Annotated in this window: 11 protein-coding genes; 5 read left to right on the plus strand and 6 right to left on the minus strand. The window is 75.1% G+C overall.

Annotation, left to right across the window (positions count from 1 at the left end; translation table 11 throughout):
• The first annotated feature begins 30 nt into the window (after positions 1-30).
• Complete coding sequence (locus tag ACN26Y_RS27225) at positions 31-804, plus strand: hypothetical protein (RefSeq protein ID WP_155333003.1); 774 nt, start codon at positions 31-33, stop codon at positions 802-804.
• Between the two features lie 16 nt (positions 805-820).
• On the opposite strand, the gene ACN26Y_RS27230 is transcribed toward ACN26Y_RS27225, so the two are convergent.
• The gene (locus ACN26Y_RS27230; protein WP_422733743.1) at positions 821-2,887 is read right to left on the minus strand and encodes a glycogen debranching N-terminal domain-containing protein; all 2,067 of its coding nucleotides are present in this window, start codon (positions 2,885-2,887) and stop codon (positions 821-823) included.
• The gene (locus tag ACN26Y_RS27235; protein WP_155333005.1) at positions 2,884-3,261 is read right to left on the minus strand and encodes an SCP2 sterol-binding domain-containing protein; all 378 of its coding nucleotides are present in this window, start codon (positions 3,259-3,261) and stop codon (positions 2,884-2,886) included. Before ACN26Y_RS27235 ends, ACN26Y_RS27230 begins: the two co-directional genes overlap by 4 nt.
• A gap of 125 nt (positions 3,262-3,386) precedes the next feature.
• On the opposite strand from ACN26Y_RS27235, the gene ACN26Y_RS27240 reads away from it, so the two are divergent.
• The 4 genes from ACN26Y_RS27240 to ACN26Y_RS27255 all read left to right on the plus strand — a co-directional run bounded on the left by ACN26Y_RS27240 (position 3,387) and on the right by ACN26Y_RS27255 (position 9,572).
• Entirely contained in the window at positions 3,387-4,433 is a 1,047-nt protein-coding gene (locus ACN26Y_RS27240; protein ID WP_155333006.1) for an NAD(P)-dependent alcohol dehydrogenase, read from the plus strand.
• Between the two features lie 51 nt (positions 4,434-4,484).
• Positions 4,485-5,000 carry a 2'-5' RNA ligase family protein gene (locus ACN26Y_RS27245; RefSeq protein WP_155333007.1) on the plus strand — a complete coding sequence of 172 codons (516 nt, stop codon included), beginning with the start codon at positions 4,485-4,487 and terminating at the stop codon, positions 4,998-5,000.
• Between the two features lie 279 nt (positions 5,001-5,279).
• Positions 5,280-8,711: a family 16 glycoside hydrolase gene (locus ACN26Y_RS27250; RefSeq protein WP_422733744.1), complete on the plus strand. Its 3,432-nt coding sequence runs from the start codon at positions 5,280-5,282 to the stop codon at positions 8,709-8,711.
• A gap of 120 nt (positions 8,712-8,831) precedes the next feature.
• Complete coding sequence (locus ACN26Y_RS27255; RefSeq protein ID WP_155333009.1) at positions 8,832-9,572, plus strand: GNAT family N-acetyltransferase; 741 nt, start codon at positions 8,832-8,834, stop codon at positions 9,570-9,572.
• A gap of 48 nt (positions 9,573-9,620) precedes the next feature.
• Here ACN26Y_RS27255 and ACN26Y_RS27260 read toward each other — a convergent pair whose 3' ends face one another.
• Genes ACN26Y_RS27260 through ACN26Y_RS27275 form a run of 4 tightly spaced genes read right to left on the minus strand, consistent with a single transcriptional unit; the run spans position 9,621 to position 26,993 of the window.
• On the minus strand, positions 9,621-10,400 hold the full coding sequence (locus ACN26Y_RS27260) for a thioesterase II family protein (protein ID WP_230688790.1): 780 nt from the start codon (positions 10,398-10,400) through the stop codon (positions 9,621-9,623).
• Positions 10,397-17,596, minus strand: a complete 7,200-nt coding sequence (locus ACN26Y_RS27265) for an amino acid adenylation domain-containing protein (RefSeq protein ID WP_422733745.1) — start codon at positions 17,594-17,596, stop codon at positions 10,397-10,399. Before ACN26Y_RS27265 ends, ACN26Y_RS27260 begins: the two co-directional genes overlap by 4 nt.
• Positions 17,593-23,307, minus strand: a complete 5,715-nt coding sequence (locus ACN26Y_RS27270) for an amino acid adenylation domain-containing protein (protein WP_422733746.1) — start codon at positions 23,305-23,307, stop codon at positions 17,593-17,595. Before ACN26Y_RS27270 ends, ACN26Y_RS27265 begins: the two co-directional genes overlap by 4 nt.
• A complete protein-coding gene (locus ACN26Y_RS27275; RefSeq protein WP_196255703.1) occupies positions 23,304-26,993 on the minus strand; it encodes an ATP-binding cassette domain-containing protein in 3,690 nt (1,229 codons plus the stop codon). Before ACN26Y_RS27275 ends, ACN26Y_RS27270 begins: the two co-directional genes overlap by 4 nt.
• Positions 26,994-26,997: the final 4 nt, after the last annotated feature.

Consider the following 26,997-nt stretch of genomic DNA (forward strand, 5'->3'; position numbering starts at 1 on the left):
CGGGCGCTCGTTGGCGCTGAGGGACACGACATGACTGCACACCGGATGGACCCCGACACCGTCGAGCGGCTGCTCGACGGCACCGCCGTCGACCCGACGGACCGGTGGCACGCCCTCGTGCCGTTCCTGTCGGCGGTCCGCGCCGCACCGGTGCCCGGCGAGCTGGCCGGGGAGGCCGCGGCGGTGCGGGCGTACCAGATGGCGCTCCTCGGCACCCCCGTGGCGATTCCCGAGCGTCGGCGGGGCTTCGCGCTCGCCGGCTTCGGGGTGCGCGCGGCCCTGGTCGGGTTGCTGCTCGCGGGCACCGGCGGGGCGGCGCTGGCCGCCGCCGGGGGCGCCCTGCCGAATCCGCTGCGCCCGTCGACGCCGTCGGTGACGCCGTCCCCGTCGACACCGGCGACGCCCGACGCCACCGGCACCGGCCCGCGGCCCGCTCCCCCGACCGGCGGGGCGGCCCGGCCCGATCCCGACACCTCGGTGGTGGGACTGTGCCGGGCGTACCGGGCCGGCGCCGGCGACAACCCCGGCCAGGCCCTGGACAATCCCGTCTTCGGCGACCTCGTCGCCGCGGCCGGTGGGCGGGACGAGGTGACCGGCTACTGCGACCGGGTGCTGGCCGGTAAGCCCAGCGACGGCCCGAGCGCCACCCCGACCGGGCGGCACCGCAACCAGCCGACCGCCCGTCCCACCGGCCGGGCGACGCAGCCACCCGCCGCCGTGCCCGGGCAGCCCACGGCGCCCGGTGTTCCGACGCCTGGCGACGACGGGCCCGGCAAGCCGTCACCGCCCAACGGCGCGACGTGAGGCGGCCCCGGCCGGGTCAGCGCAGCCGGGGCCGGTGCCCACGCACCCCCGCGGCGCGGTCCCGGCCGTAGGCGTCGGCGTGACCCCACCGGCCGGGGACGTCCAGCAGCTCGATCCGCCCGAAGCCCTCCGGCAGCGCCGGGTTCACCAGCAGGCTGTCGCCGCTGGGGACCAGCCCGAGGACGGTGGCGAGCAGCATCAGCAGGCCACCGGAGGACCACGCCTGCGGGCGGCCGGCGATGGGAAGCTGGACCGGGTACTTCGTCAGGGTGCGCGGGTAGCCGGCGACCACCTCGGGCACCGCCCCGCCGACCGTCTCGGCCATGTCGAACATCCCCTGCGCGATCCGCGCCGCCGCCCGGTCGCACCGGTACCGACGCAGCCCGGCGGCGATCAGGGCGTTGTCCCACGGCCACACGGCGCCGAGGTGCGAGCCGACCGGGTTGTAGACGTGCTGCCCGGCCGCGAGGGTGCGCACGCCCCAGCCGGAGAAGAGATCCGGGCCGACGAGGTGCTCGGCGACCGTACCGGCCCGGTCGTCGGGAACGATCCCGCTCCACAGCAGGTGACCGATGTTGGAGGTGAGCGCGTCGACCGGCTCACCGTCGGGGCCGAGGGCCAGCGCGTAGTAGCCCCGCTCGGGCAGCCAGAAGTCCTCGTTGAACCGCCGCTTCAGCTCCGCCGCCTCCCGCTCGAGCCGGTCCGCGTACGCGGGGTCGCCCCAGACCTTCCGGGCGAGACGGGCGCCGCGCAGCTTCGCGTCGTACGCGTAGCCCTGTACCTCGCAGGTCGCGCGCGGGAAGCCGGGTTGCCGCCCGTTCCGGTCGGTGATCGCGTCCGGTGAGTCCTTCCAGCACTGGTTGAGCCGACCCTTGCGATCGTTGCGACGCTGGTAGCGGACGTACCCGTCGCCGGTCGACACGCCGTACTCGTCGATCCAGTTCAGCGCCATCCGCGCCGGGTGGCGCAGCTCCCGCACCAGCGCGACGTCGCCGGACCAGCGCTCGTACTCGTCGAGCAGCACCACGAACAGCGGCGTGGTGTCGGCCGCGCCGTAGTAGAGGGTGGTCGGCTCCTCGCCGAACGCGGCGGCCTCCCCGTAGCGCAACTCGGCGAGGATCTTGCCGGGTTCCTCGTCGTGGACGTCGTCCAGCTGGCCGCCCTGAACCAGGGCGAGCAGGCGCAACGCCACCGGCGTCAGCTCCGGCGTGAACGGCAACGTCTGGAGGCAGGTCACCAGGATGTCCCGCCCGTACAGCGTCATCGCCCACGGCAGGCCACCGACCGTGACCCGCCGGGTGGACGACAGCGGCTCGTAGCGCAGGGCGGCGAGGTCCGTCAGGCACCGCTCGTACGCCGCCGCCAGCGCGCCGTTCTCGGCGACCAGCGTGGGTGCCCGGTCGAGCCAGGCCTGCAGGTCGTCGCGCATGTTGCGGCGGACGTTGCGGTGGTGGGTCTCCAGGTCGGCGCGCATGTCGTGACCGCCCTCGCCCCGCACGGTCATGCAGATGTGCAGGTCGGTCTCCCACTGCCCACGGGGCGCCACCCGGATCCGGAACGTCATCCCCGCGTCGTCGACCTCGACCGGCGCGGTACTGGTCACGATCGCCTCGCGGTCGAAGTGTTCCCGGCGGTACCGGAGCCGCAGCTGCCGGCGCTCCGGCTCGGGGGTGACCTCGACCGGTCGCTCGCGCGGCCGGCCGACCTCGGCCACGTCGGAGAAGTCGCTGCCGATCTCCATCCGGACCGTCATGTCGGCCGGCTCGGCGGAGTGGTTGAGCACGGTGAGCTTCTCGTTGAAGCTGTCGTCGAGGGACCGGTGCCGGATCACTGACACGTCCGCGTCGACGTAGTGGCTGGCGGTGCCGGGGACGAGGAAGAACCGGGTCTCGAAGTACGTCATGTCGTCCCGGGACAGGGCCTGCAACCGCTCCCCGTCGACCCGGAGCACCCAGTGCGCCAGGAACCGGGTGTCGAAGGAGAAGAGCCCGACCGGCGTGCGGGGGTCGACCTCCATGTCGCCCTGCGCGTCGCTGATCGCGAAGGCGTTGCCGGCCATCACGTGCACCCGCTCCTGCCTCACGGGTGCCTCCGCGTACCGGTCGCCACGTCACGGGGGTGGCGTGCGCCGGGCGAGCCGGGGAACAGCCGGCGGAGCATCATGAACAGCCGGATGTCACCGCGAATGGTCAGGTCGTTGCGGCCCAGTGCCGCCGCCGGGTGCAGCGTCCCGGCGGCGATCCGGTCGAAGACCGACCGGTCTGCGCGCACGACCAGGTCGGCCTCGTCGGCGCTCCGGGTCACCGCGACGCGCTGGTCGGCGATGGTCAGGTACCAGTGTTCCGTGCGGCTGTCGCCGCGGGCGTCAAGGCGTACCGTCCCGGCGGTGGTCTCGGGCAGGTCCGGGTGGATGCCGTCCCCCAACCGCCGCAACAGGTCCGCCGCAGGCGTCGTCATCCGCTCTTCCTTCCTGTCCCTGGCAGGCTGACACGGCGCGGGGTGAGGCCGGTTCACCCGGAGCGGGTGAACCGTTTGACGGCGCGCCGAGCGGGCAGACGGGCCGCGACGGACAGGAGGACCCGATGCGCGCACTGCGGTTGCCCGGCTGGAAGTCCGAGCCCGAGCTGGTCGAGGTGCCCGAGCCGACGCCCGGCCCGGGCCAGGTGGTGGTGCGCGTCGGCGCCGCCGGGGCCTGCCACTCCGACCTGCACCTGATGCACGACTTCGAGGCCGGCGCGGTGCCGTGGAACCCGCCGTTCACGCTGGGACACGAGAACGCCGGCTGGGTGCACGCGCTCGGCGACGGCGTGACCGGGCTCGAGGTGGGGCAGCCGGTGGCGGTCTACGGGCCGTGGGGCTGCGGGACGTGCGCCCGCTGCCGGGTGGGCGTCGACCCGTACTGCGAGAACCCGGCCGGCGCGCCGGTACCGGGCGGGGGCGGCGGCCTCGGCCTGGACGGCGGCATGGCCGAGTACATGCTCGTGCCGGACGACCGGCACGTCGTTGCGCTGCCGGACGGGCTCGACCCGGTGCGGGCGGCGCCGCTGACCGACGCCGGTCTCACCCCGTACCACGCGATCCGCCGGTCCTGGGCGAAGCTGGGGCCGACCAGCACTGCCGTGGTGATCGGGGTCGGCGGGCTCGGGCACGTGGGCGTGCAGATCCTCAAGGCCACCAGCGCGGCCCGGGTGATCGCGGTGGACACCCGGGACGGGGCGCTGCGGCTCGCCGATGAGTGCGGCGCCGACCTGAGCCTGCGCTCGGGGGCGGACACCGCCCAGGAGATCCGGAAGGCCACCGGCGGCCGGGGCGCGGACGTGATCATCGACTGCGTCGGCGCGGACGCGACGCTGGCGCTCGGCGCCGCCGCCGCGCGGACCGTCGGGGACCTGACCATCGTCGGCCTCGGGGGCGGCACCCTGCCGGTCGGGTTCTTCTCGGTGCCGTACGAGGTGAGCATCCAGACCACCTACTGGGGCAGCCGCCCGGAGCTGATCGAGGTGCTGGAGCTGGGCGCGCGGGGGCTGGTCCGGCCGAAGGCGAGCACGTACGCGCTGGAGGACGCGGTCACGGCGTACCGGAAGATGGCCGACGGCACGCTCGAGGGCCGCGCCGTCGTCGTGCCCTGAGCACGATGGTCGCGCGGCCCGGAAACGCGGGCCGCACCCTACGATGATCACGTGGTCGCGGCGCTGGAGCTCTACCTGGACACCGATGCCAGCCGGCGGATCCGGGTGCTCTGGGACGCGCTCGAGGCCGAGGGCGTGCAGAGCATGCGCTCGCTGCTGGAGCAGCGGCACCGCCCGCACGTCTCGCTCGCGGTGGCGCCTCGGCTGGACCCCGAGCAGGTGGCCGGAGCTCTCGCCGGGTGCGTGGTGGCGGAGCCGCTGCGCCTTGATTTCCAGTACGCCGGGCAGTTCGTCGGCCGGGTGCTGTGGCTGGGTGTCACGCCGACCACCGAACTGCTGGCGCACCACCGGCGGGTGCACGACCGGCTGGTTGGCGCCGGGGTGACGCTGGCCGAGCACTACCGGCCGGGTCGCTGGGTGCCGCACTGCACCCTGTCCATGCGGGTGCCGAACACGTTGCTGGCCGCCGCCGTCCGCCGCTGCCTGGAGATGCTTCCGCTCAGCGCGACGGTCGTGGCCGCGGGGGTCGCCGACCACGCACGCGGCATCACCCATCCGCTGCCGTGATCGGTACCGCCGACCGATGCCGGGCCGCCGCACCGGAACGCGGCATTCGTCCATAAAGGACGACATCACCTTTCGCTCAGCCGGCTAGAACTTCTGGTGAATTGATCGAAAGATGTCGTCGTCTGGTCTAATGTCTCGGCTCATCACCCCGCGTTCAGGTGGCGACCCGGGTCGGCGTTCCGATCACCACCTGGCTCCGGTTCGACGGTCACCGCCCTCCCCCACCACGACTCCCGCGGTCGGCCGTCGCCTCACCCCTACTGCGTCCCAGGAGGAACGATGGGCAACTGGCTGCTGCGCCGATTCCGCAGCCCCGTCCTGACGTCGGCCGCGCTCGTCCTCGCCGCCACCGGCCTGCCGGCGGCACCGGCGGCGGCGGCACCACCCGCCCAGGAGCCGGGCGTCACCCTGCGCGTGTACGACGTGCAGGTGCCGCTCGACGAACTCTGCACCCTGAAGCCCGGCCAGACTCCGAACGTCGACCGGCTGATGCCGACGATCAACTGGACGTCGAGCAGCGACTTCGGCTTCGAGGACCGCTTCGTGACGCAGGTGCTCGGCAACCTGAACGTCACCCAGGCTGGCTCCTACACGTTCCGGCTCACCAGCGACGACGGCTCGAAGCTGACCATCGGCAGCACCGTCGTCGTCGACCACGACGGCCTGCACGGCCCGACGCCGAAGGAGGGGACGCTCACCCTCGCGGCCGGGCTGCACCCGCTGCGCCTCGACCACTTCGAGCGCGACGGCGGCCAGCAGATCACCCTGGAGTGGCGGACCCCCGGCTCGTCGACGTTCACGCTCGTGCCCAACTCGGCGTTGAGCACCGACGCCGGCGTGGTGCGGGTGACGTCGCCGGGCCGCAAGGAGTGCGAAGGTGTCTTCGACTCGCCCGGCGACGGCCTGCCGCTGGCGGGGATCCACCCCGGCTACAGCCTCACCACCCTGCGGCCGAGCGGCTTCCAACCGAAGGTCACCGGCATGGACTGGCTCGCCGACGGCAGGCTGGTCATCGCCACCTGGGGCGGCAACGACCAGTCCGGCACCTCACAGGACGGCGAGGTGTACATCCTGGGCAACACCGGTGGATCCACCGGGCCCGGCAACGTCACCACCAAGAAGATCGCCGACAACCTCAAGGAGCCGATGGGCCTGAAGGTCGTCGACGGTGTCGTCCACGTGTCGGAGAAGCAGCGGCTCACCCGGCTGGTGGACACCAACGGCGACGAGGTCGCGGACCAGTACCAGACCGTGGCCACCTGGCCGTACGGCGGGAACTTCCACGAGTTCGCGTTCGGCCTGCTCTACCAGGCGCCGTACTTCTACCTGAACCTCTCCGTGTCGATCAACTACGGCGGTGCCACCACCGATCCCCAGCCGGCCCCCAACCGGGGCACCACCATCAGGGTGCACAAGGACACCGGGGCCGTCTCGTACGTCGCCGGTGGCCTGCGGACGCCGCACGGCATCGGCTGGGGGCCGGAGAACGGCATCTTCGTCACCGACAACCAGGGCGGCTGGCTGCCCTCGTCGAAACTGCTGCACGTCAAGCAGGACCGGTTCTTCAACCACTACATGAACCCGGCCGGTCCGTTCGACACCAGGCCGGTCACCCCACCGGTGCTGTGGATGCCGCAGAACGAGATCGCCAACTCCCCCAGCGCCCCCGTGCTGGTGCCCAGCGGCACCTTCGCCGGGCAACTGCTGATCGGTGACGTCACGTACGGCGGGCTCCAGCGCGCGTACCTGGAGAAGGTCAACGGCGAGTACCAGGGCGCGCTGTTCCGGATGACCCAGGGTCTGGAGGCCGGCGTCTCCGAGGTGCACCTGGGGCCGGACGGCGCCATCTACGTCGGCGGGCTCGGCGCCGGCGGCAACTGGGGCCAGAGCGGCAAGCTGGCGTACGGCCTGCAGAAACTCACCCCGAACGGCACCACGGCCTTCGACATCCTCGCCATGCGCGCCACCGAGGGCGGATTCCAGCTCGAGTACACCCAGCCGCTGTCCACCGAGACCGCGACCGACCTCGCCGCGCGCTACCGGGTCAAGCAGTGGCGCTACCAGCCCACCGCCGCCTACGGCGGCCCGAAGATCGACGAGCAGACGCTGACCGTCTCGTCGGCCACCCTGTCCGCCGACCGCAAGACCGTCACCCTCACCGTCCCGGGTCGCAAGGCCGGGCACGTGGTGTACGTCCGCTCACCCCGGCCGTTCACGTCGTCCACCGGCCAGTCCCTGTGGAGCACCGAGGCGTGGTACACCCTGAACGCCATCCCGGGCAGCACGCCCCCGCCCACCGGCGGCACCAACCTGGCGCTGAACCGGCCGGCCACGGCGGACAGCTCCTGCGCCGCGACCGAGGGCCCGGAGAAGGCCGTCAACGGCAGCGTCTCCGGCGGCAACGGTGACAAGTGGTGCTCGAAGGGCGCCACCAAACACCTCCAGGTCGACCTCGGCGCCGGCCGCGACGTGAACCGGTTCGTGGTGCGGCACGCCGGCGCGGGCGGCGAGAACACCGCCTGGAACACGAAGGACTTCACGATCGCCACCAGCACCGACGGGTCGACCTGGACGACCCGCACGACGGTGACGGGCAACACGGCGAGCACCACCACACACGACGTCACGGCCGTCGCGGCGCGCTACGTCCGGCTGAACATCACCGCGCCGACCAGCACCACCGACGTCGCCGCCCGGATCTACGAGTTCGAGGTGTACGGGCCGGGTGGCGCCGGCGGCGGGACCGGCACCATCACCGGGACCGGCGGCAAGTGCCTGGACGTCAGCAACTCGGCGACCGCCGACGGCACGAAGATCCAGCTCTGGACCTGCAACGGCACCAACGCGCAGAAGTGGACCCGGGTCGGGGAGACGTACCAGGCTCTCGGCAAGTGCCTGGACGTCGCGAACGGCGGCACCACGAACGGCACCAGGGTGCAGTTGTGGACCTGCAACGGCACCGGCTCCCAGGTGTGGCGGCCGCAGGCCAACGGCTCGATCCTCAACCCGCAGTCGGGCAAGGTGCTCGAGGCCGCGGGCGGGTCCAGCGCCGACGGCACCCAGGTCCAGATCTGGACGTACGCCGGCGGCGCCCACCAGCACTGGGTGGTCAGCGGCTCGACCGGCCGGATCCAGCTCTTCGACGGCGACGACCTGGACGCCTGGCAGAGCACGGCCGGCGGCGCCGCCACCTGGCCGCTGGCGAACGGGTCGATGGAGGTGCTCGGTGGCGACATCCGGACGAGGCAGAGCTTCGGCGACTTCACCCTGCACGTGGAGTGGTGGGAGCCGACGTACCCGTCGACGGTCACCGGGCAGGCGCGCGGCAACAGCGGTGTCTACCTCCAGGACCGGTACGAGATCCAGGTGCTCGACTCGTACGGCGACCCGTCGCTGGACGACACCGAGGCCGGCTCGATCTACGACCGGAAGGCGGCCGACAGCAACGCGGCCGGCGCACCCGAGACCTGGCAGACGTACGACGTCACGTTCCGGGCGGCGCGCTTCGACGGGGCCGGCAACAAGACCGCCAACGCCCGCGTGACGGTCCGCTGGAACGGCGTCCTGGTCCACGACGACGTGGAGATCACCGGCCCGACCGGGGGCGGCGCCGCGGAGACCGCGGCCGGCGGCCCGATCCGCCTCCAGGACCACGGCGACCCCGGCGCCAACGTCCGCTACCGCAACATCTGGATCGAACCCCTCCCCTAACCAGCACCGGATGCAAGGAAGGGACCCTTCTTAACGCCTGCGGTGGTAAAAGGGTCCCTTCCAATCACCTGGGCCGAAAGTCGGGTGCGTGGACGGCAGCGGGTCGCTACCGTGCCCGACGTGGATCTTGAGATCGTGACCCTCGCCGAGCGGCCGGACCTCGCCCCGCTGCTGGACGACTTCGACGACGCGTGGCCGGAGTTCATGAGCTGGGACCCGATGGCGGCGCTGTACTACGCGGTCGCCGACCGGCTGTACCCGGAGTACGTCCTGCTCGCCCTCGACCCGGCCGAGCCCGGGCGGGCCGTCGCCCGGGCGTACAGCGTGCCGCTGTCCTGGACGGCCGACGCGCTGCCGCCCGGCGGCTGGGACCGGATCGTGCAGCGGGCCTCGATCAACCGGCTGATCGGCACGAAGCCGAACCTGGTGTCGGCCCTGGAGATCTGCATCCGGCCGGAGGCGCGGGGCCGGGGCCTCTCGGCGCGGATGCTCGCCGCCATGCGGGACAACGCCGCCCGCCTCGGCTTCACCGAGCTGGTCGCGCCCGTCCGCCCCAGCGGCAAGCACACCGTCCCGGACGAACCGATGAGCGAGTACGCGTACCGCGTCCGCGACGACGGCCTGCCGGTCGACCCGTGGCTGCGGGTGCACGTCCGCGCCGGCGGCCGGATCGACTCCGTGGCGCCCCGTTCGATGACGATCCCGGGCACGTTGGCCGAGTGGCGCGCCTGGACCGGCCTGCCGTTCGACCGCACCGGCCCGGTGCACGTGCCGCACGCCCTGGCACCGGTGTGGTGCGACGTGGCGCAGGACAACGCGGTCTACGTGGAGCCGAACGTCTGGGTCCGCCACGCCCTCTGACCCCGTCGATCATGAGGTCAGCGGTTCAGGTAACCCCCGCCGCTCACCTCAAGATCGACACGGCGAGAGGGTCGCACGGACGATGGTCAGCAGCGCCGCCCGGGCTGTGCGGGGGAAGAAGTGGCCGCCGGGCAGGACGTGCAGGGTGAACCCCGCGGCCGTGTGGTCGCGCCACGGTGCCACCCGCTCGGGCGGCACCTCGTCGTCCTCGTCGCCGGCGAAGGCCACCACCGGGCAGGGCAGCGGCGGCTCGGGGCGGTGCTCGTAGGTCTCGCAGATCGAGAAGTCGGCCCGGATCGTCGGAAGCAGGAGTTCGAGCAGCTCCGGCTCGGCCACGATCTCCTCGTCGAGGCCGCCGAGCCGGCGCAGCCGCTCGACCACCAGCCGGTCCGGCTGGTCGTGGATGTCCGGCGCCGCACGCCGCAGCTGGGGGGCGAGGGCACCGGCGACGAAGAGGACGCGCGGCAGGCCGGCGCCGCGCCGGCGCAGCTCGCGGGCCAGCTCGAACGCGACCAGCCCGCCCATGCTGTGCCCGAACAGGGCGTACGGCACGTCCAGCTCGCCGGTCAGCGCCGACGCGAGCGCCTCGACCAGCGGCCCCACCCGGGTGTACGCGGGATCGCGCCACCGGGTCTGCCGGCCGGGCAGCTCGACGGGGCAGACGTCGACGGCGCCGCCGAGGGCCTCCTGCCAGCCGGCGTACGCCGAGGAGCCACCCCCGGCGTACGGCAGGCAGAACAGCCGGACGGTGGGCGTGCCGCCGCGGCGGGGCGCGCCCACGATCCAGTCGTGGGCGCGCCGGGCGCGGGGTGTGGCGGTGGGGTTCACGGGTGGTTCTCCAGTGCGGGCTCGGTGGACAGGAGGCTGTGCGCCTCCTCGTCGGACATCTCCTCCAGCTCGGCGAGGAGCTGGTCCTCGATGGCGAGCGCGGCGGCCGCCAGCGTGGGGCTGTCGAAGAGCACCCGGATCGGAACCTGCACGTCGAGCGCCTTGCGCAGGTGCACGACCGCCCGCATGGCCAGCAGCGAGTCCCCGCCGAGGGCGAAGAAGCTGTCGTGCACGCCCACCCGGTCGACTCCCAGGATGCTCGCCCAGACCGCGGCGACCGTCTCCTCCAGGGCGGTACGCGGCGCCACGTACGGCACCTCGTCCGCCTCGTCCGCCTCGGCCGGCACGACCAGCGCCTTCCGGTCGACCTTGCCGTTGGCGGTCAGCGGCAGCTCGTCGATCTCGTGGAACGCGCCGGGCACCATGTAGCCGGGCAGCTTCCCGGCGAGGAACTCCCGCACGTCGGTGGGCAGCCCGCCGGCCTCCTGCGGCACGACGAAGGCGACCAGGCGGCGGGCGCCGCGCGGCTCGCCCTGCACGACGACGACCGACGCCCGCACGGCCGGGTGCTGCGCGAGCGCGGCCTCGATCTCGCCCAGCTCGATGCGGTAGCCCTGGACCTTGACCTGGAAGTCCTCCCGGCCGAGGAACTCGATCTCCCCGCTCGGCAGGAAGCGGCCGAGGTCACCGGTGCGGTACAGCCGCTCCCCCGTCTCCGGGTGCACCACGAAGCTCGCCGCCGTCTTCGCCTCGTCGCGCAGGTAGCCGCGGGCGAGGCCGACGCCGCCGATGTAGAGCTGCCCGGGCACGCCGGTCGGCCGGGGCCGCAGCGCGTCGTCGAGGACGTGGAACGTCTGGTTCCGCATGGGCCGCCCGTACGGGATGCTCGTCCAGGCCTGCGGCACGTCGCCGATCGGGTGGAGGATCGACCAGATGGACGCCTCCGTGGCTCCACCGAGGCTGACCACCTCCGGCCCGCCGAGCACCTGACGGATCCGGCCGGGCAGGGTGACCGGGATCCAGTCCCCGCTCAGCATCACCAGCCGCAGCCGGCCGGTCGCCTCCCGGACGGTCAGGTGCTCGACGAACAGCTCCATCAGCGCCGGCACCGAGTTCCAGATCGTCACGTCCACCGTGGCCACCAGGTCGAGCCAGGCGGCCGGATCGCGGTGCGCCGCCGCTTCGGGCAGCACCACCGCGCCGCCGACCGCGAGGGGACCGAAGATGTCGTAGACGGACAGGTCGAAGCTGAGCGACGACAGGGCGAGGACGCGGTCGTCCTCGCCCACCCGGAACCGCTCGTTGACGTCGACGACGGTGTTGAGGGCGCCCCGGTGGTCGATCATCACGCCCTTGGGCAGGCCGGTCGACCCGGACGTGAAGATGACGTACGCCAGGTCGTCGGGGGTCGTGGCGATCAGCGGCGGCACGGCACCGGGGTCGGCCGGCAGCTCGTCCACCCGCAGCACGTCGGCCACGCCGACGAACCGCTCCGCCCCGGCGTCGGCGAGGTGCCCCTGGGTGAGCACGGCGCGGACCTGGCCGTGCGCCAGCAGCAGCCGCACCCGCTCGTCGGGCAGGTCCGGGTCGACCGGCAGGTACGCCGCCCCGGCGGCGAGAACCCCCAGCACGGCGGCGACCTGCTCCCAGCCCTTCTCCATCACCACGGCGACGAGGTCGTCGGGGCGTGCGCCCAGCCCGGCGAGGCGGGCGGCGATCACCCGGGCGCGGGTGGCCAGCTCGCCGTACGTGAGCGTGCGGGTCGGCGTGATCACGGCCGGGCGCTCGGGCGCCCGGGCGGCGGTGGCGAAGAACGGCTCGTGCAGCAGGCCCGCCGGGAGGTGCCCGCCGGTCCGGTTGTACTCCGCCCGGGCGGCCAGGTCGGCGCGGGGCACCAGCGACGGCACCGGGTCGGCCCAGTGCGACTCGTCGGCCGCGAGCCGGCGCAGCACGTCCATCGTGGCCGCGTGCAGGTCCGCCACCAGACCGTCGGGGAACAGGTCCTCGACCGCGTCGATGTCCAGCACCAGCGCGCCGTCCCGCTCGTACACCTGGGTGTCGATCCAGATCTGCGGCGTCTGGGAGATGCTGTACACGACCTCCCCGATCTGCGGGTGCCCGCCGACGCCCTGGAAGAGGCTGGTGAACACCACCGGCATCACCGCGGCGGCGTCGCCGCGTACCCGCTTCAGCTCCCGCGCCACCCGCACGCCGCTGAACAGCCCGTGGTCGAGGTCGGTGAGGAGCTGGTCGCGGACGGCCCGCGCCCGGTCCTCGAAGGACGCCGCGCCGGCCGCGTCGATCTCCAGCAGCGTCACCGACGTGAAGTCGCCGAGGATCGCGTCGACCTGCGGGTGCAGCGGCAGCCGGTGCGCCATCGGCAGGTTGAGGGTGAACCGCCGGGTCTTCGACCAGGTGGCGACCACCTCACCGTACGCGGCCAGCAGCAGCGCGGTCGGGGTGACGCCGCGCCGGGACGCCGCCGCCTTCACCCGGGTCCACGCGTCGGCGGGCAGTTCGCCGGTCAGCCGGGCGAAGCGCGGCGCGGAGATGCTGTGCGGATCGCGCGCCAGCGGCAGCTCCGGCGCCGGCGCCATCGTCGGGACGCGCTGCTGCCAGTACGCCTCGGCACGCCGGTACCGGTCGGTCGACTCGACCGCCGTCGCCGCGAGCACGTAGTCGCGGAACGTCAGCTCCAGCTCGGGCAGCTCCGCGTCCGGCTCGTGGTAGAGCCGGGTCAGCTCGCGCATCACGATGTTCGACGCCCACGCGTCGGTGATCAGGCCGTCGATGCTGTAGTGCACCCGGCCCCGGCCACCGTCCAGGAGGGTCGCCCGCAGCTCGAACAGCGGCCACCGGTCCGGGGCGAAGACCTGGTGCGACATGGCGTCCCGGGTGCGCTCCAGGACGGCCGTGGCCTCGGCCTCCGGCCGGCCGCGGACGTCCTCGGTGACGATCACGTAGTCCGGCACCTCGTCGAGGATCTGCTGCTCGCCGTGGGGCAGCACGATCGCGCGGAGCATCCCGTGCCGCCGGATCAGCCGGCGCAGCGCGCGCTCCAGCCGGGGCACGTCGAGATCCGGGACGTCGAACTCCTCGTACCCGTGCATGCCGACGTTGCCCAGCTCGAACACGCCGGTGCGGCCGATCCAGTACGCCTGCTGCACGTCGGTCAGCGGGAAGGGCCGGCCGGCCGCCGCCGGGTCCGGGACGACGACCGGCAGCGCCTCCGGCGTGGCGTCGCCGGCGGCCGCCCGGGCGGCGCGCACGGCGGCGGCGAGACCGCGGACCGTCGGCTCGGCGACGAACGTCCGCAGCGGGATGTCCACCCCGCAGGTACCGCGCACCTGGGCGACGAGCTGCGCCGCGAGCAGGGAGTGCCCGCCCAGCTCGAAGAACCCGGCGGTGGGTGGGACGTCCGACTCGCCGAGCAGGTCGGCGAAGATGGCCGCCACCTCCCGTTCGGTCGCATCCGGGTACCGGGGGGCGTCGCCGGCCGGTTCCGCCGTGCCGTCCACCGGCTCGTCGAGGGCGGTGACCAGGACGTGGCCGGCGCCGGGCGCGGCGGCCACCACCCGGGGGACGGTCGCCTCGACCGCCGCCCCGGCACCGGCCGGCCACACGTAGGTCGTCCACGGCACGTCGGCCTCCCGCCGGATCGCCGCGACGTGCCCGGCCACCCGGTCCGCGAGCGGCGCCTCCGGCGTGCCGCCCAGGACGTGCACCTCGGCGGCGGCCACCAGCTCCGGCCCGGCGGCCCGCGCGTCGGCGAGGGCGCCGGCCAGCGCGGCGAGGGCCGCGGCGGCGGGCGCGCCGGCGTCGATCAGGACCAGGGCGGTCCCGGCCGTGCCGGTGGCGGAGGCGGTCCCGGCCGCGAGGTCACCGACGGTGGCACCGGCGGCGGCGAGGGCGCGGCGGAACGTGCCGGTGGTCTCCGGGTCCCCGGCGAGCAGGTACCGCGCGCCGGCGTGCCGGGCCGGCGCGGCGGCCGGCACGGGCTCGACGTCGGGCACGAACCGGTGCGGCCCGCGCAGGGCCACCACCGGCTCGGGACGGTCGGCGCGCACCTCGGCGGCGACGGCGGCGGCCAGCCGCCGGGCCGCGTCCGGGGACGCCGGCGGCGCCACGTCGAGCAGCGTCCGGCGGCCCGGAACACCGCCGGTCGCCCAGCCGGCGAGGACGCCGCGCGCCGGCACCAGGGTCTCCGCGCCGGTGACGTCCAGGACGCCGTCGGCGACGACCACGATCCGGGGGTACGTGTCGCCGCGCGCCGCGAGGGCGCTCTCCAGCGCGGCGAGCGTGGCCAGCGGGTCGTCCGGCCCGGCGGCGAGCAGCACACCCGCCACCCGCTCGTCCGCCGGCAGCGGGACGGCGAGCCCGCCGGCGGCCGGCTCGCCGTCGGCGGTGACCACCCGGGTGCCGGCCGCGCGCAGCAGCGCCACGACCTGGTCGAGGGCGCCGGACCCGACCGTGAGCCAGGTGCCGGTCGCCGCACCGCCCGGCACGACCGGGCCGGTCCGGCGGAAGCCGCGCACCGCCAGCCCGTCGACCCCACCGGTCCGCGCCACTACCGCGCCGCGGGGCGGGTCCACCCAGCAGCGCTCGCGCTCGAACGGGTACGTCGGGAGGACGGTGCGGCGCGGCGGCACCTCGCCGTGCAGAGCGTCCCAGTCGACGGGTGCGCCCTGCCGCCACAGCTCGCCCGCGGCGGTCAGCACCTCGGTCTCGGCGTCGGCGTCCCGGCCCGCCGAGGGCAGCGAGGCAACCGACCGGGGACCGCCGGCGAGCCGGGTCAGCACCCGGCCCGGGCCCACCTCCAGCAGCACCGCGTCGGGGCGGCGCGCCGTCGCGAGGCCGTCGGCGAAGCGGACGGTGGCGCGCAGCTGCCGGGCCCAGTACGCGGGGTCGGTCGCCTCCTGCGCGGTGATCCAGGTGCCGGTCACGTTGGACACGAACGGCACCTGCGGCGCGGCCCGGGGCACCCGGGCGACCTCCGTCTCGAACGCCGTGGCGGCGTCGTCCATCGACCGGGAGTGGAAGGCGTGCGAGGTGACCAGGAGCTTGGCGGCCGTTCCCCGAGCGGCGAGCCGGGCGGCGAACGCGTCGACGTCGGCGGGCGCACCGGAGACCGTGCACTGCCGGGGCCCGTTGACGGCGGCGAGGTCCAGCCCGTCGCCGAGCAGCGGCAGCAGCTCGACCTCGGGCAGCGGCACCGCGAGCATCGCCCCGGGCGGCGCGGCCTGCATGAGCCGGCCGCGTGCGGCGACGAGGCGCAGGGCGTCGGGCAGCGTGAACACCCCGGCGAGGCACGCGGCCACCAGCTCGCCGACGCTGTGCCCGAGCATCGCCGCCGGCCGGACGCCCCACCCCTGCCAGAGCCGGGCGAGGGCGTACTCGACGACGAACAGGGCCGGTTGCGCGTACCGGGTCTGGTCGATGCTCGCCTCGGCGGCGGGCCGCCCGTCGTCGGCCGGGTACAGCAGGCGGCGGAGGTCCTCGCCGAGCAGCGGGGCCAGCAGCTCCGCCGCCTGGTCCACCTCGGCGCGGAAGACCGGCTCGTTCGCGTACAGGGCGTGGGCCATGCCGCTGCGCTGCGCGCCCTGGCCGGGGAACGTGAACAGGACCTCGCGGTCGGTGGCGGTCTCCTCCGCGACCCGTGGGGCCGGCCGGTCCAGGGCCTCGGCGAGCTCGGCCGGGCCGCCGCCGACGACGGCCCGGCGGTACGGCAGGGTCCAGCGGCCCCGCTGCAACGTGTACGCCACGTCGGCCAGGTGCGCGTCCGGGTTCGCGCGCAGGTACGCGGCCAGCCGGGCGGCGGACGCGTCGAGCGCGGCGGGCGTGGCGGCCGACAGCGGCAGCACGTGCCGGCGACGGCCCTCGACCGGCGGTGCGGGCGCCGGGGCCTCCTCCAGCACGACGTGGGCGTTGGTCCCGCCGATGCCGAACGAGCTGACCCCGGCACGGCGGACCTCGTCGCGCCACGGGGTGCGGGCCGCGACGACCCGGAACGGGCTCCCGTCCAGCCCCAGCTCCGGGTTGGGGGTGCGGAAGTGCAGCGACGGCGGGATCTCCCGCTCCTTCAGCGCCAGCACCGCCTTGATGAGGCCGACCACGCCGGCGGCGGTGTCGAGGTGCCCGACGTTCGTCTTCACCGAGCCGAGGGCGATCCGGCCGGCCGGCACCCCGTGGAACGCGCTCCTCAGTGCGGTCACCTCGATCGGGTCGCCGATGGGGGTGCCGGTGCCGTGCGCCTCGACGTAGCCGATGGTGTCCGGGTCGACGTCGGCGACGCCGAGCGCCTCGGCGATGACGTCGGCCTGCCCGTCCACGCTCGGCGCGGTGAAGCCCACCTTGCGGGCGCCGTCGTTGTTCACCGCCGATCCCCGGATCACGGCGTGGATCACGTCCCGGTCGGCCACGGCGTCGGCGAGCCGCTTGAGGACGACGACCGCCCCGCCGCTGCCCGGTACCGCGCCGGTGGCGTCGGCGTCGAAGGCCCGGCAGTGCCCGTCGGCGGAGAGGATCCCGCCCGGCTCGTACCGGTGGCCGCGGCGCCGGGGGATGACGGTTGCGCCGCCGGCCAGCGCGACGTCGCACTCCCCCGCCAGCAGGGCCTGGGCGGCCATGTGCACCGCCACCAGCGAGGTCGAGCAGCCGGTCTGCACGCTGACGCTCGGGCCGCGAAGGTCCAGCTTGTACGACGCCCGCGTCGGCACGAAGTCCTTGTCGTTGCCGATCGAGGTCTGGAACTCGCCGACCCGCGCCACCAGGTCGGCGTGGGGCAGCAGGTTGTGCAGCAGGTACCCGCTCTCCCCCACGCCGGCCCAGACGCCGGTCACCGCGTCGGTCGTGTCCGCCGGGTGCCCGGCGTGCTCCAGCGCCTCCCAGGCGCACTCCAGCAGGAGCCGGTGCTGCGGGTCGAGCAGTTGCGCCTCGCGGGCCGCGAAGCCGAAGAAGCGGGCGTCGAAGCCCGCCGGGTCGTCGAGGACGCCGAGCGCGCGGACGTAGTCGGGGTGGGTGAACTCCTCCGGCGGCACACCGTCGGCGAGCAGGTCGGCGTCGCTGAGGGTGGTGATGGACTCCACCCCGTCGCGCAGGTTGCGCCAGAAGCCGTCCAGGGTGTCGGCTCCGGGGACCCGAAGCGCCATCCCGACGATGGCGACGGCGGTGTCGGGCAGCGTACGGCCCTCGGTCATTTCTCTTCTCCCGAGTTGCGGGGGGCGGCGGACCGTCGTCGCGGCGTCCGTCCCCTCTGGATGGTCCTGCGGGTCTCGGCCCGGCGATTCCCGGTGGTCGGTGGCGGCGGGCTCCCGCCGGCCGCCAGGTGCCGGGCGAGGGCACGCACGGTGGGGTGGCGGAACAGGTCCACGACCGGCACCGTGCGCCCGAGCCGCTCGGCCAGGCGCGCCTGCACCCGCACCATGAGCAGCGAGTGGCCGCCGATGTCGAAGAAGTTGTCGTCGGCGCCGACGTGCTGGACCGCCAGCACCTCCCGCCAGATCGCCGCCACCGCCTCCTCCAGTTCGCCGGTGGGGGTGGCACGTCCGGCCGGGGCCGGGAGCCGTGGCGGCGGTAGGGCGGCGCGGTCGACCTTGCCGCTCTCGCCGCGCGGCAGCCGCTCCAGCGGCAGGATCGCCGCCGGCACCATGTAGCCGGGGAGGCGGTCGGCCAGGTGCGCGCGGAGGCCCGTCACGTCCACGGCGGGCGGCGTCACGTAGCCGATCAGGGCCGCGTGGCCGGGGGTGTCCTCGCGCAGCAGCGCCGCCGCCTCGGCGACCGGGGGGTACGCGGCGAGCGCCGCCTCCACCTCGCCCAGCTCGATCCGGAAGCCGCGCAGCTTGACCTGGTCGTCGTCGCGGCCGAGGAACTCGAGCACGCCGCCGACGCCGAGGCGTACCCGGTCCCGGGTGCCGTACATCCGGGTGCCGGGCGGCCCCCACGGGTCGGGCACGAAGCTGGTGGCGGTGCGGGCCGGGTCGCCGAGGTAGCCCAGGGCGACGCCGGCGCCGCCGAGCCAGAGGTCACCGGGCACACCGCGCGGCACCGGGCGCAGCCCGTCGTCGAGCACGTACGCCCGCACGCCGGGCAGCGGCCGTCCGACGGGGACGGTGCCGGTGGCCGGATCATGGTCGGCCGGCTCGTGCACGGTGGCGGTGATGGTGGTCTCCGTCGGGCCGTACGCGTTGAGCCACCGCACGTCCGGCGCGGCGGACCGCCAGCGGGCCAGCCGGCCCGCGTCGACCCGCTCGCTGCCGACGACGACCAGCCGCAGCGTCGGGCAGGACGACGGGGGGTGCCGGTCCAGCGCGGCGACCCATTCGTGCCAGTACGACGCCGGCAGGTTGAGCACGGTGAGCTGGTCCCGGCGCGCCAGGGCGGTCAGCTCGTCGAGGCCGGGGACCGGGCCGGCCGGCGGCAGGACGACGGCGCCACCCCGGATCAGGGTGGCGAACAGCTCCTCCGCCGCCACGTCGAAGGTGAGCGCGGCGAACTGGAGCACCCGGTCGGCGGGACCGAGCGCGTAGTGCGCGGCGACCGCCGCCAGGGTGTGCACGAGGTTGCCGTGGCTCACCCACACGCCCTTGGGCCGCCCGGTGGTGCCGGAGGTGTAGAGCACGTACGCGGGCGCCGACGGGTGGCCCGGGCCGGCGGCCTCCCCGGCGGGCGGGGCGGCCGCGGCGACGTCCTCCACGGCGACGAACGGCACCGCCACCGACGGCGGGCCGGCGGTCCGTGATCCGAGCACCGCCACGGCGGACGAGTCGGCGAGGACGTACGCGAGCCGTTCCGGCGGCGTGGCCGGGTCCAGCGGAACGTACGCGGCGCCGCAGCGCAGGACGCCGAGCAGCGCGGCCGGCCAGTCCGGCGTCCGGTCCAGCAGGACAGCGACGGTGTCGCCGGGGCGCACGCCCCGGGCGGCCAGGCCGGCGCCGACGGCGGCGGCGCGGGCGGCCAGCTCTGCGTGGGTGACGGTGCGGTCGTCCTGGACGAGTGCCGGCCGGTCCGGCCAGCGGGCCGCGGCGGCGGCCACCAGGCCGTGCAGTGTCACGGCGTCCGGGACAGCGGGCGGCGCGGCCGGGGCGATCTCCTCGGGCCCGGCCAGCAGGTCCAGGGTGGCCACCGGGGTGTCCGGCGCGGCGGCGGCGGACTCCAGCAGGGTCCGGTAGCTCTCCGCCATCCGCTCGACCGTGTCCCGGTCGAACAGCTCCACGTCGTACTCGACGGTGCCGCGCAGGTCGCCCGAGTCGAGCGGGGTCTCGTCCCAGGCCACGGTCAGGTCGAACTTCGCGACCCGGCCGGGCTGCTCGGCCACCGTGACCGTCAGCCCGGGCAGCGCGGTCGTCCGCTCCGGCACGGTCTGCGCCGAGAGCATCACCTGGAACAGCGGGGAGCGGCTGGGGTCGCGGGGCGGGCGCAGCGCCTCGACGACCTGCTCGAAGGGCACGTCCTGGTGCTCGTACGCGCCGAGCACCGCCTCGCGCGCGGCGGACACCAGGTCGGCGAACGTGTCGGTGTCCCGCCAGCGGGTCCGCAGGACGACCGTGTTGACGAAGAAGCCGACCAGGTCGTCGAACTCCGGCCGGGTGCGGCCCGAGACCGGGCTGCCGACGCTGACGTCGCGCACGCCCGCGTACCGGCCCAGCAGCAGGTGGAACGCCGCGAGCAGCACCATGAACCGGGTGGCGCCGTGCCGCCGGCCCAGCTTGTCGAGCCGGCGGACCAGCGCGGCGGGCAGCCGTACGCCGAATGTCTCGCCGGTGTGCGAGGGCGCGGCCGGGCGGGGGCGGTCCGTGGGCAGGTCCAGGGTGGCGGGGGCGCCGCCGAGCCGGTCCCGCCAGTACCCGAGCTGCGCCGTGCGGGTCTCGCCGGCGAGCAGCCGGCGCTGCCACCCGGTGTGGTCGGCGTACTGCACGGTCAACGGCGCCGGGGCGGGCGCCCTGGTGGTGAGGGCGGCGTAGAACGCCCCGAGGTCGCGGATCAGCACGCCGACCGACCACCCGTCGCAGATCGCGTGGTGCATGGTGACCAGCAGCAGGGAGCGGTCGTCGGACAGCCGGACCAGGCGCCACCGCGCGAGCGGCCCGGCCGCGAGGTCGAAGGGCTCGTCGGAGTCGCGGCGCAGCAGCGGGCCGGCCCGCTCGTCCGCGTCGGGCAGCCCGCGCAGGTCGTCGACGGTGAGGGTGACGGCCTGCTCCTCGTCGACCACCTGCCGCGGCTCACCGTCGACGGCGACCAGCCGGGTCCGCAGGGCCGCGTGCCGCGCCACCAGGGCGCGGAGGCTCCCGTCGAGGGCGGCGACGTCGACCGGCCCGTCGATGGTGAGCAGCAGCGGCACCGAGTACACGGCCTGGCCGGGGTTGAGCCGGTCGAGGAACCACAGGCGTTGCTGCGCGTACGACAGCGGGTGCGGGCCGTCCCCGGCGGGCGGGACCGGTGGCCGGGCGGTGCCGTGCCGGGCCACGGCGACCCGGGCGGCCAGCGCGGCGAGCGTCGGAGCCTCGAAGGCGGCGCGGACCCCGAGGTCCACGCCCGCGCGGGCGGCGACCCGGGCCACCATCTGCGCGGCGAGCAGCGAGTGGCCGCCGAGGGCGAAGAAGTCGTCGGCGGCGGAGACGACCGGTACGCCGAGCAGGTCCCGCCAGACGTCGGCGACCAGCTCCTCCACCGGCCCGCGGGGCGGCACGTGCGTGGCCCCCCGCACGCCGTGGTGCGCGGCCGGTTCGGGCAGCGCCCGCCGGTCCACCTTGCCGTTCGGGGTGACCGGCAGCGCCGGGAGCGGCACGTACCAGGCCGGCACCATCGCCTCGGGCAGCCGCGCGGCCAGGTGGGCGCGCAGGTCGCCGGCCGGGACCGGGTCGGCGTCGGACACGACGTACGCGACCAGCCGGCGCGCCTCCCCGTCCCCGCGTACGTCCACGGCGGCGGCCCGGACACCCGGACAGGTGGTGAGGACGCTGGCGATCTCCTCCGGCTCGATCCGGACGCCCCGGATCTTCAGCTGGTGGTCGGCGCGACCCAGGTACTCCAGGTGGCCGTCCTCCCGCCAGCGCACCACGTCTCCGGTGCGGTAGAGGCGCTCCCCGGCGCCGAACGGGCTGGGCACGAACCGCTCGGCGGTCAGGTCGGGCCGCCCCAGGTAGCCGCGCGCCAGCCCGGCGCCGCCGAGGTGCAGCTCGCCGGGGACGCCGACGCCGGTCTCCCGACCGTGGTCGTCGAGCACGTGCAGCCGGGTGCCGCCGATCGGCCGGCCGATCGGGGTGCGGGCCGCGTCGCCGGGCAGGTCCGCCACGTCCCAGGTGGCGGCGATCGTCGTGCCCTCGGTCGGGCCGTACGCGTTGACCAGCCGCAACCCGGGCAGGGCCGCGCGCAGGACCGCGACCCGGCGGGCGTCGGCGGCCTCCCCGCCGAAGAAGAGGGTCCGCAGCGGCGCGAACATCGCCGGGTCCTCGTCGACGCACCGGTGGAACAGGGCGGTGGTGAGCAGCATCGTGGTGACGCCGTGGGTGGCCAGGCGCTCACGCAGCCGGGCGGGGGTCAGCGCGTCGTCCTTGGCGACACCGACCAGCCGGGCGCCGTTGAGCAGGGCCCCCCAGATCTCCCAGGTGGCCGCGTCGAAGGAGGTGTTCGCCACCTGGGCCATCACGTCGGCCGGGCCGACGCGGAGGTACCGGGCGTCGCGGACCAGCCGGACGATCCCGCCGTGGGTGATCTCGACGCCCTTCGGCCGCCCGGTCGAGCCGGAGGTGTAGAGGACGCAGGCCCGCTGCGCGGGATGGATCGGCGGCCCGGCGCTCGCGCGGCCCGCCGCCGCGCTGACCGGCCGGTCGAGACGCAGCACCGGCAGCCCACCGGCGAAGGTCACGTCGCGGTCGGCGAGCAGCAGCCGGGCGCCGCTGTCGCGCAGCATGTACTCCCGTCGGGCGTCCGGGTGGGCCGGGTCCAGCGGCAGGTACGCCGCACCGGCGGCGAGGACGGCGAGCATGGCGACGACGAGCTGCGCGGATCGCTCCAGCGCCAGGCCGACGACGCTCTCCGGGGTGACACCGTGGGCGGCCAGCACCGCCGCCAGGCCGCCGGCGCGCTCGCGCAGGTCGGCGTACGTGAGGGTCGTTGCGCCGTACTCCACTGCCACCGCGTCCGGCGTCGCGTCGGCCCGGGCCAGGAACGCCGCCAGCACGCTCGACGCCGCGGCCGCGCCGTCCCCGGTGCCCCACGCGGCGAGCAGCGCCGCCTCCTCGGCGGTGGTGTGCGCGAGCGCGGAGACCGGGGCGTCCGGTGTGGCCAGGGCGTTGCCGAGCAGCGTCCGGTAGTGGTCGGCGAGCCGCCGCACGGACGCCCGGTCGAACAGGTCCGGGTCGTACCCGACCGCGCCCCGGAACCCGTCCGGCGTGGGCTCGTCCCACAGCACGGTCAGGTCGGGTGGCACGTCGCCGGATTCCGGGGCGGCACCGGCGGCGAGCACCACCGGGCAGAGCGCGGCGCGGCTCGGGTCGCGGGGCCGGCCCAGCGCCTCCGCCAGCCGGTCCGGCGGGAGGTCGGTGTGCCGGGCCGCCCCGCGCACCGCCTCCCCCACCCGCGCCAGCAGCCCACCGACGGTCGGGTCGTCCGTCCAGGCGGTGCGCACCGCGACGAGTGTGCCGGCGGCTGGTGTGCCGACGGTGACGTCCCGGGTGCCGGCGTGCCGGCCCAGCACCAGCTGACCGACCGCGAGGAGGGTCACCAAGGGCGGGAGGCCGTGCGCCCCGCTCACCTCGATCAGCCGGCGTGCGGTGTCCGGGTCGACCGTGAGGCCGACCCGTTCGGTGCGGTGCCGCCGGACGGCCGGGCGGACCCGGTCGGTGACCAGGTCCAGGGTGGCCATCCCGGTCAGCCGCTCCCGCCAGTACGCGAGCGTGTCCGCGGTCACGGCACCGGCTCCCCGACGTCGGCCCGGCCGGTCCGCGGGCCCACCGGCTCCGCCACCGTGCCGAGCAGCGCCTCCGCCGGGTCCTGCCCGGTCATCCGGACCAGCCGGCCGGCGTCCAGCGTCACCACGAGGTCGGCGCCGGCGAGGGTCTCCCGGCGGTGGGCGATGGTGAGCACGGTGGCCCCGGCGAGGTCCACCGAGAGCAGCCGCTGGATCCGGGCGTCCGTCTCGGCGTCCAGATTGGCCGTCGCCTCGTCGATGAGCAGGATCTTCGCCTCGCGCAGCAGCGCCCGGGCCAGGCAGAGCAGTTGCCGTTCGCCGGCGCTGAGCTGACCGCCGCCGGCCGACACGGTCCGGTCCAGGCCGCCGTCGGGGCCGAGCAGCCGGTCGGCCAGACCGACCTTGGTGAGCACCGCGCTGACCGCCGCGTCCGGGTACGCCCCGGTGGGGTCCAGGTTGTCCCGAAGCGTGCCGGGCAGCAGGACCGGGTCCTGCGGAACCACTTCGACCGCGGCCCGCAGGTCGGTGAGCCGCAGCGTGGCGGTGTCCACCCCGTCGACGAGGACGCGTCCGCGCTCCGGGTCGACGAACCGCAGCAGCGCGGTGAACAGGCTCGACTTCCCGCTTCCGGTCCGGCCGACGATGCCGACCTTGCTCCCCGCCGGCACGTGGAACGACACGCCGTCCAGGGCGGGTGGGGCGTCGTTTGAGTAGCGCAGGGTCACGTCCTCGAAGCGGACGTCGCCCGCCGTCGGCCAGCCGGCCGGCGCCGGCCGCCCGTCGGTGCGCTCGACCGGAAGTCTCGTGTAGTCGTCGACCCGCTCGAAACTGGCCAGGGCGAGGTCCATCATCTGCACGGTCATCAGGCTCATGGCCAGCGCCTCCATCAGCGCGTACACGAAGCTGATCCCGACGCCGGCCAGCCCGGCGCCGATGCCGCCCTGCACGACGATCAGCACGCCGTACGCGAGCAGCACGGTCGCGCCGAGCAGGTCGAGCCGCAGGTTGAAGTGCCGGGACAGCGAGTTGACCGTGTAGTCCGCGTGGTGGGCGGTGCGCACCCGGCCGCGGAAGGCGGCCTGGTAGCCGCGGACCCGCACGTCCCGCCCCTCGATCGAGCTGACCCCCTCGACCGCCTCGGTGAGCAGGGCGAGCAGCGGTTCGTTCGCCTGCTTCGACAGCCGGGAGGCCGCCACCGTGCTGGCCCGGGTGAGCCGCTGCCAGCGCAGGAACAGCACCAGCAGCAGCGGGGCGGCGAGCAGGATCAGCGGGCTGGTGAGGGCGAGCGCGGCCAGCGGGACGACCAGGCCGACGGCCACCCGGAGGGTGTCCATCGTGGTCTCCGGCAGCTCCAGGTCGATGGTCTCCATGTCGCTGGAGAACCGCGCCAGGACACGGCCCGAGGGGTTGCGGTCGAAGAACGACAGCGGGGCCCGGAAGACCCGGTGCAGCATCGAGTTGTGCAGGGACTGGCCGGCCGTCACGCCCCGGGCGAAGGCGAAGCTGAACAGCCCGCGGTCGAGCACCAGTGCCAGCAGGCCGATGGCGGCGAACACGCCCGCGTAGAACAGCGTGTCCTGCCCCGCGCTCTCGGTCCAGTGGCCGAGCCAGAACGACGACCCGCCGAGCACGGCCTGCCCACCGACCGCCAGCCCGAGCAGCACCACGACCAGCGCGCCCGGCGTGAGCACCCGCAGGTACCGGCGGTACGTACCGGTGTCGACCCGCCCGGTCCGCACCGCCTCGGCCGGTTCCTCGGCGACCTCCTCGACCACCTCGTCGAGCGGGGCGGTGTCCGTCCCGGTCCGCGGCGCGGCCTCGGCGGCGGCGGCCGGCAGGAGCTCCGGCATTCCGGCGGCCACCTCGTCGAACCGGCCGGCCGCGACCACCCGGCCGCCGTCGAGGACGACCACCCGGTCGGCCCGTCGCGCCACGTCGGGGCGGTGGGTCGCCACGATCCGGGTACGGCCGGCGAGCACGTCGGACAGCAGGGACTCCAGGATGGTGCCGGCGACCGCGTCGTCGACCGCGCTGGTCGGGTCGTCGAACAGGTAGACGTCGGCGTCCTCGTACGCGGCCCGGGCCAGCGCGACCCGCTGCCGCTGCCCGCCGGAGAGGTTCGCGCCGCGCTCACCGATCACCGTCGCGTCCCGGGCGGGCATGGCGGCCAGGTCCGCGCCCAGGGCGGTGGCGCGGACCACCGCCGCGTACCGGTCGGGATCCTCGGGTGCGAAACAGCGGATGTTCTCGGCGATGCTGCCGTGCATGATCCAGGGCTGCTGCGGCAGGTGGACCACGCTGCCCCCGACCGTCGCGGTGCCGGCGACCGTACGCATCGTTCCGGCGAGCGCGGCGAGCAGCGCGGACTTGCCGCTGCCGACCCGCCCCAGGACGCAGACCAGTTCACCGGGCGCGACGCGCAGGTCGACGCCGGACAGGACCGGCGCCGTCGCCGGCTCCGCGCCCGGCCAGGCGAACGACGCGCCGTCGAGGTCCACGGTGCCGGCCGCGGCGGTGTCCACGCCCGACGGCGCCGTCACGTCCGGCGCCTCCAGGAACGCGGTCACCTTGCCGAACGCCACCCGCCACTCGTTGCGCATGTCGAGGTAGCGCACGAGTTCCGGGAGCTGCGCCCGGAGCACGGTCAGCACCGCGATCGCGGCGAACACGTCCGCCGCCCGCAGCTCGTTGCCGAGGGCCGCGTACGTGACCAGCGTGGCCATCACCATGAGCACCGGCGCGGCGGCGTTGACCAGGTACAGGGTGGCGAGGCGCTGCTGCCGCCGTACCAGCAGCTCGTTGAGCACGGCCCGCTCGCGGCCCACCGCCCGCTCGGCCACGTCCTCCCAGCCGTGCGAGCGCAGCGTCCGCATGGCCGTGAGGTACTCGCTGACCAGTCCGATCCGGACGCCGTTCGCGTCCCGGATCGGTGGCACGAGCGCGAAGACCCGCTCGTTGGCCACGTGCGACAGCCAGAGGCCGGCGATCAGGATCGCCACGCCGACGAGCGCGGCCCAGCCCAGCAGCACCCACAGGATCACGCAGGAGCCCGCGATGCCGAGCGGCACCGCCCACACCATGTGGGTGAACGCGACCCGGCCGACGCGCCGGGCGTCCGACGAGGCGAGGGTGATCACCTCGCCGGTGGGGTGGGCCAGCCGGGCGCCCCGGTCCATCCGCAGGTACTTGTGCAGGATCTCCGTCCGCAGCAGCGCGGTGATGGAGTGGGCGGTCTTCCACACCTCGGACCACTGGTGCTTGTGCGTCAGCGAGTCGAGGACGTAGAACCCGGCCAGGCCGGCGGCGATGAGCAGGCCCTCCACCACCGGTCCCCGGCCGTCACCCTCGAACCAGGCGATCAGCTCCCGTACCAGCAGCGGCCCGAGCGTCGCGCAGGCCTGGTAGGCCAGGAAGATCAGCGCCGCCCACCAGAACCGCCGCCGGTACGTCTGGTACAGGGCGCGCCGCAGCCCGTCCGGCCGGCCGCGGCGGGCCGCCCAGGCGCGGGCGAAGACCGGCGCGACCCGCTCCAGGTGGTCGTAGCGCGGGGGCGTCAGGCTGTCGGAGAGTTCCAGGGGCCGCCGCAGTGCGGTCCGCACCAGGACCGACGGCCAGTGGATGAAGACCCGGGAGACGATCCCCGCGTGCCCCTCGGCGCTCGGGCGTACCGGCGTGTCGATTGCCACGGCT

The sequence above is a fragment of the Micromonospora sp. WMMD558 genome (assembly GCF_049315255.1).
Lineage (GTDB): Bacteria > Actinomycetota > Actinomycetes > Mycobacteriales > Micromonosporaceae > Micromonospora.

What these genes read in the sequence shown, in the direction of transcription:
- ACN26Y_RS27240 (WP_155333006.1), top strand. Translation starts at nt 3,387, where the DNA reads ATGCGCGCACTGCGGTTGCCCGGCTGGAAGTCCGAGCCCGAGCTGGTC.
- ACN26Y_RS27265 (WP_422733745.1), bottom strand. Translation starts at nt 17,596, where the DNA reads ATGACCGAGGGCCGTACGCTGCCCGACACCGCCGTCGCCATCGTCGGG.
- ACN26Y_RS27225 (WP_155333003.1), top strand. Translation starts at nt 31, where the DNA reads ATGACTGCACACCGGATGGACCCCGACACCGTCGAGCGGCTGCTCGAC.
- ACN26Y_RS27235 (WP_155333005.1), bottom strand. Translation starts at nt 3,261, where the DNA reads ATGACGACGCCTGCGGCGGACCTGTTGCGGCGGTTGGGGGACGGCATC.
- ACN26Y_RS27250 (WP_422733744.1), top strand. Translation starts at nt 5,280, where the DNA reads ATGGGCAACTGGCTGCTGCGCCGATTCCGCAGCCCCGTCCTGACGTCG.